Raw genomic sequence first — 5046 nt, forward strand, 5'->3', positions numbered from 1 at the left:
GTGCTTCTACCGGAGTAAAAGCCACCTAACGCGGCAGCCTCCTGCGGGGGTGGGGTGGGGTAACTTGGGGCGGTGCCCCGACCCGGGGGTGGTCGGGGCACGGCGAGACGTCACAGCCGAGGCTGCGTGCCGGTGCGCGGTCAGTTGCGGAAGATGTCCTTGACTTCTTCCTTGGCCTGGCGAGCGTGGCCCTTGGCCTGGTCGGCGCGGCCTTCGGCGGTCTTCCGCTCGTTGCCGACGGCCCGGCCCAGGGTTTCCTTGGCCTTTCCCTTCGCCTTCTCGGCCTGCGCCTTCGTCTTCTCCGTGCCCGACATGGGGACCTCCTCGTGATGTACCGGCTTGGTCGTGACCCTCGTCTGTTCACGATCCGCGACCTCAAACCTCATCGTGTGGTCGGCCGGTGTAGGGGTCGCGCATGATCGGTCGGTGGCCGGGCACCAGGGGCTTCGGAAGTTGGCAACTATGGTTCCCCTGCTTCTTGTTCTTCTGCTCGCGCTGATCCTTTTCGGTGCCGGATTCGCGGTGGAGATCTTTTGGTGGGTCGCGATCGTGGTGCTGGTCTTGTGGCTGGTCGGCTTCGTTGCCCGTCCCAGGGGCAGCAGCGGCCGCTGGTACCGCTGGTAGCTCGTCAGGCTCCGTGCGGTGTGCAGGTGGCCCCGCCCCCATGGGGGGGCGGGGCCACCTGCGCGTAGGCAGTCCGCCGGGCGGCCGGTCCACCGTCCGGTGACGGGGACGGTGGCGGACGGGGCCCGCGTCAGAACGCGTAGAGCACGTTGCCGTTCAAGCCCGCGGACATCGCGCACCCGTTGGAGAACGTGTGCTTCCACGCGAGGCGGCTGCCGCGCCAGACGCCGTCGGCCGTGACGGTGACGGGGTCGTAGTGCAGCGGGCAAGCCCGGTCCGGAGTCTGCGTGGCCACGAGGCGGTTGAGTTCGCCGTCGGTGGCGTTGAGGGCGTCGCACGCCGCCCGCGGGTCGGGGTGTGTGCCCTCGGCGGTGTAGGCGCAGCTCAGGACCGTCGCCCGCAGGACGGTCCCCGTGCCCGCGTCGTCCCCCTGAGTGATGGTGAGGACCACGGCGGACGGGGCGTACAGGCTCGCGGGCGCCGCCTCGGCCGCGCCCGTGGCGCCGGCGAGGCAGAGGAGTGCGGCGGCGGAGACTGCGGCTAAGCGGGGGCGCATGACAACACTCGCTTTCGATTCGAAGGGGTAAGGGGCCGTCACATCTTCTGTGTGGGCGGTGGACTTCCCTCGACCCTGACAGGTGCGAAGGCGGCCCGCACACCGACGGTCGACTTACGGACAGGTGGTGCGGATTCCGGATGATCCCGGCTTCGCACAGCTCCCGCCGGGTGCGGGCGCGGCCGGCCCGCCCGGGTGCGCTTCCCTCCGGCGTGCCCGCGCTGGTGGCGGGGGCCCGGTGCACGGGAGGGCCCGCCAGGGTGACCGGATCGATGCGGTGGGCCGGGGTCCGAAGTCGCCGGAAGACGGCGGGGGCCGCCAGCCGCGGCGGTGGCGGGCCGCCGGGCCGGGGCAGGTTCCGACCCAGGTGCGACCCGTGCAAAGTGCACGTCGAGCTGGTGACAAACGCGACTGTTGCCGGGTCTCCGCGCCGTGACACCTTGGACCGCGTCACCGACCGAGGGAGCAGGTGTGAACAAGGGGCACGCGGCGTTCTGCGACGCCGACCGCTGGTTCTACGACGCGCCGTACCGGCGGGTCGGCGAGAGCTTCCCGGCCGCCCTGGCCCCCGTACCCGAGGGGTGGACCTCGCACCGCAGCGGCGACTGGCTCGCGCTGCGCCCCCTCGGCCTCCGACTGCCCTCCCAGGGCTGGAAGATCCACGTCTCGGCCGCTCTGGGCAACGCGGAGGCGGCCCTCGGCAAGGTCCACTCCTACTGCGTGGAGCGGGGCATCGCCTTCAAGTTCGTGCCCAGCCGGTACCTGCTTCAGCTGCGCAACGCCAAGTACGCGGACCGTGCGGCGAGCGGGAAATTCCTCACCGTCTACCCCGCGGACACGGACGCCTGCCAGCGCATCGCCGAGGACCTCGACGCCCTGCTGGCCGGCGAGCCCGGCCCGTACATCCTCAGCGACTTGCGCTGGAACGACGGCCCGGTCCACCTGCGCTACGGCAGCTTCACGCTGCGGCACTGCTACGACGACGCCGGCGAGCTGGTCCCGGCGGTCGAGGCGCCCGACGGTCGCCTGGTGCCGGACGCGCGGGGACCGGTGTTCCAGCCGCCCGCCTGGGTCGAACTCCCCGACTTCCTGCGTCCCCACCTGGAGCGCCGCTCGGCCGTCACGCTGGAGGGCGTCCCGTACACCGTGGAGCGGGCCCTGCACTTCTCCAACGGCGGCGGGGTCTACGCGGGGCGCGACACCCGTACCGGCGAGCCGGTCGTCCTCAAGGAGGGCCGCCCGTTCGCCGGGCTCGCCGCCGACGGAGCGGACGCCGTGACGCGGCTGCACCGGGAGCGCCGGGCCCTGGAACAACTCGACGGGCTGGACTGCGTCCCCTCCGTCCGCGGCACTTTCACCGTCGGCGACCACCACTTCCTCGCGCTCCAGTACCTCGACGGCAGGCCCCTGAACACCTACTTCGCCCGCCGCCACCCCCTGATCGAGGCCGACCCCGACCCCGCCGAGCTCGCCGCCTACACCGACTGGGCCCTGAAGATCCACGCGCGGGTGACCGAGGCCGTCGAGGCCGTCCACTCCCGCGGCATCGTCTTCAACGACCTCCACCTCTTCAACATCATGGTTGCGGAGGACCCGGATACGGGCGAACCGTCCGTCGCCCTCCTTGACTTCGAGGCCGCCGCGCACGTCGACGAGGGCCTGCGCCAGACCGTCGCCAACCCGGCGTACGTGGCACCGCCCGACCGGCGCGGCTTCGCCGTCGACCGCTACGCCCTGGCCTGTCTCCGCCTCGCCCTGTTCATGCCGCTGACGAGCCTGCTCGTGATGGACCGGGCCAAGGCGGCGCACCTCGCGGACATCGCGGCGGAGCAGTTCCCCGTTCCCCGGTCCTTCCTCGACGAGGCCGTACGGGAGATCCTCGCCGACGCCGGGACCACCGAGGAAGGCGGGTTTGACGTCGGCGCCGAAGGGGGGACCCGCACCGGAGCCGGACCCGCCGGAGACCGATCCAGAGCCGTACCCGTGGCCGTACCTGCGCCCGCACCCGCGGCCGGAGCTGCCCCACTACCCGCGGCCGCACCGGCCGCCGGACCCGCGGCCACCCCCGACGGCGCGCCACCCGCCCCCGCGCGTCCCTACCTGCCCGCCGACCCGGGTGACTGGCCGGCCGCCCGCGCCTCCATGACCGCGGCCCTCCACGCCGCGGCCACCCCCGACCGCGAGGACCGGCTCCTGCCCGGGGACCCGGCGCAGTTCGCCACCGCCGGCGGCGGAGTCGCCTTCGGCCATGGGGCCGCCGGCGTCCTGTACGCGCTCGCCGAAACGGGCGCCGCGCCCTGGCCCCAAGCCGAGGAATGGCTGCTGGACCGGACGAAGGACCCGGCCTCCGGCACTCCGCTGGGCTTCTACGACGGCCTCGCCGGACTGGCCTGGACCCACGACCGGCTCGGCCACCGCGACCGCGCGACCGCCCTCGCGGAGCGCCTCCTCGACCAGCCGTGGCAGTCCGCGGGCCCCGACCTGCACAGCGGCCTCGCCGGCATCGGGCTCGCCCTGGACGCCCTCGGCACGGCCACGGGGGAGCACGCCCTGCACACCGCCGCCCTGCGCTGTGCCGACCTGGCGTCCGAAGCCGCCGCCGGGCTGAAGCGGGCGGGGCTGCTCTACGGCCACACCGGCATCGCCCTGCTCCACCTGCGCCTCTACGAGCGCACCGGCGACCCCGAACTGCTCCGGCGCGCCGCCCGCTTCCTGCACCAGGACCTGGACCACTGCGTGACGAGCGCCTTCGGCACCCTCCAAGTGGACGAGGGCTGGCGGACCATGCCCTACCTCGGCGCCGGCAGCGTCGGGATCGGGATGGTGCTCGACGACTGGCTGGAACACGCCGCGGACGACCGCTTCGAACAGGCGCGGACCGGGATCGTCCAGGCCGCCCAGGCAACCTTCTACGCCCAGCCCGGCCTCTTCCGCGGAGCCGCCGGCATGGTCCTCCACCTGTCCCGGACCACCACACCCGGCCCCGGCACGGCGGCCGGCGACATCGCCCGGCAGATCGGGGCACTGGCCCGCCACGCGGTCCCCTACCAGGGACGACTCGCCTTCCCGGGCGAGCAGATGATGCGCCTGTCCATGGACCTCTCCACCGGCACCGCCGGCGTGCTGCTCGCCCTGGGCAGCGCCGCGACCGGCGGGGGGGCGCACCTGCCGTTCCTCCCGCCGCCGCGCTCCGCGGCGGCCCCAGAGCCGGTCCCCCACCGGGGGGCCGTAACCCATCGCAACACCCCAGCGAATGAGAGGAATCAGCCATGACCCTTCTCGACCTGCAGTCGATGGAAACCCCCAAGGAAGAGACCACCGAGGCCGCGCACCTCACCGGCGGAGGCAGCCGCGCCAGCCTGCTCCTGTGCGGCGACAGCAGCCTGAGCGTCACCACCTGTAACTGATCAGGTCCCTTCCGGGCCCGGGCGGCTTGCCGCCCGGGCCCGCACCCCGTCCCGGAGGAGCCGCCGCCGATGACCCCGAACGACGACCCCGGGGCGGCGGCCGCGCGCAGTGCCGACCGGGCGCTGCGGGCGACCGCGCGGCACAGCGCCGGCCGGACCGCCGCCGTGTTCGGCTGCTCGCTGGCCGCCGCCTGCGCCGCCCTCGCCGAACCCGCCGTCCTCGGCCACTGCCTCGACCTGCTCCTGCGCCGCGACCCGGCGGGCACCCGGTGGGCCCTGCTATGCGCGGTGCTGACCCTGGCGGAAGTCCTGCTCGACGCCGCGACCACGCGGCTGACCGGCAGCGTCGACGCCCGCTCCGCCGCCTGGCTGCGCCGGCGCGGGCTCGCGGCCCTGCTGCGCACCGCGCCAGATCGGCAGAGCACAGGTGTGCACTCCAGTGACGTGGTCCGGGAGCGC

The 5046-nt window shown here is 73.8% G+C and carries 5 protein-coding genes and 1 pseudogene; 4 read left to right on the forward strand and 2 right to left on the reverse strand.

The window, feature by feature from the left end:
* Nucleotides 1-140 precede the first annotated feature (140 nt).
* Nucleotides 141-314, reverse strand: coding sequence for a CsbD family protein (locus AB0F11_RS35905; RefSeq protein ID WP_362183356.1), 174 nt, complete (start codon nucleotides 312-314; stop codon nucleotides 141-143).
* Nucleotides 315-462: 148 nt separating this feature from the next.
* Between AB0F11_RS35905 and AB0F11_RS35910 the strand changes: the two genes are divergently transcribed.
* Nucleotides 463-624: a hydrophobic protein gene (locus AB0F11_RS35910; RefSeq protein WP_362183374.1), complete on the forward strand. Its 162-nt coding sequence runs from the start codon at nucleotides 463-465 to the stop codon at nucleotides 622-624.
* A 130-nt stretch (nucleotides 625-754) separates the two neighbouring features.
* Here the strand turns inward: AB0F11_RS35910 and AB0F11_RS35915 are convergent, their stop codons facing one another.
* Nucleotides 755-1180: a subtilase-type protease inhibitor gene (locus tag AB0F11_RS35915; protein WP_362183359.1), complete on the reverse strand. Its 426-nt coding sequence runs from the start codon at nucleotides 1178-1180 to the stop codon at nucleotides 755-757.
* Nucleotides 1181-1651: 471 nt separating this feature from the next.
* Here AB0F11_RS35915 and lanKC point away from each other — a divergent pair, with 471 nt between their 5' ends.
* The 3 genes and pseudogenes from lanKC to AB0F11_RS35930 all read left to right on the forward strand — a co-directional run.
* The gene (lanKC, locus tag AB0F11_RS35920; RefSeq protein WP_362183362.1) at nucleotides 1652-4453 is read left to right on the forward strand and encodes a class III lanthionine synthetase LanKC; all 2802 of its coding nucleotides are present in this window, start codon (nucleotides 1652-1654) and stop codon (nucleotides 4451-4453) included.
* On the forward strand, nucleotides 4450-4587 hold the full coding sequence (locus AB0F11_RS35925) for a SapB/AmfS family lanthipeptide (RefSeq protein ID WP_362183365.1): 138 nt from the start codon (nucleotides 4450-4452) through the stop codon (nucleotides 4585-4587). The genes lanKC and AB0F11_RS35925 overlap by 4 nt, the downstream gene beginning before the upstream one ends.
* 69 nt (nucleotides 4588-4656) lie before the next feature.
* Nucleotides 4657-5046 (forward strand): annotated as a pseudogene (locus AB0F11_RS35930) (ABC transporter ATP-binding protein); the annotation flags it as partial.

The organism is Streptomyces sp. NPDC032472 (assembly GCF_040636955.1).
Taxonomy (GTDB): Bacteria; Actinomycetota; Actinomycetes; order Streptomycetales; family Streptomycetaceae; genus Streptomyces.